The following is a 394-nucleotide window of genomic DNA, read 5'->3' as shown; positions in this document are numbered from 1 at the left end:
GATCCTGTCGGTGCTGGTGGCGATGACCATCACCCCGGCGCTGTGCGGCAGCATCCTGCACCAGATTCCCAAGGGCGGCCATCCGCATGGCGACCACGCTGGCGAGCCGGGCCTGCTGGGCAAGTTCTTCATCTGGTTCAACCATCGCTTCGAGCGCACCTCCAACCGACTGCGCCATCGCGTCGACCGCTTCCTCGGCCGGCGCACGCTGGGCGTACTGTTCTACCTGGTGCTGAGCGTGGCCACCGGCCTGTTGTTGTGGCACCTGCCGGGCGCGTTCCTGCCCGATGAAGACCAGGGCATGCTCAACGCGCTGGTGAAGCTGCCCGCCGGGTCCACCCTGGAGCAGACCCGTGCCGTGATGGATCGCCTGAGCGCCGCCGCGGTGAAGGAC

1 protein-coding gene is annotated in these 394 nt (G+C 67.8%); it reads left to right on the top strand.

Annotation, left to right across the window (positions count from 1 at the left end):
• The coding region (locus tag I6F28_RS37245) for an efflux RND transporter permease subunit (protein ID WP_225143984.1) at positions 1–394 on the top strand (394 nt) is incomplete at both ends.

Origin of the sequence: Bradyrhizobium sp. NBAIM14, from assembly GCF_020193895.1 — a bacterium.
Taxonomy (GTDB): Bacteria; Pseudomonadota; Alphaproteobacteria; order Rhizobiales; family Xanthobacteraceae; genus Bradyrhizobium; species Bradyrhizobium yuanmingense.
The sequence above is the reverse complement of the archived record's forward strand: the minus strand, read 5'-3'. Positions and strand labels throughout refer to the sequence as shown.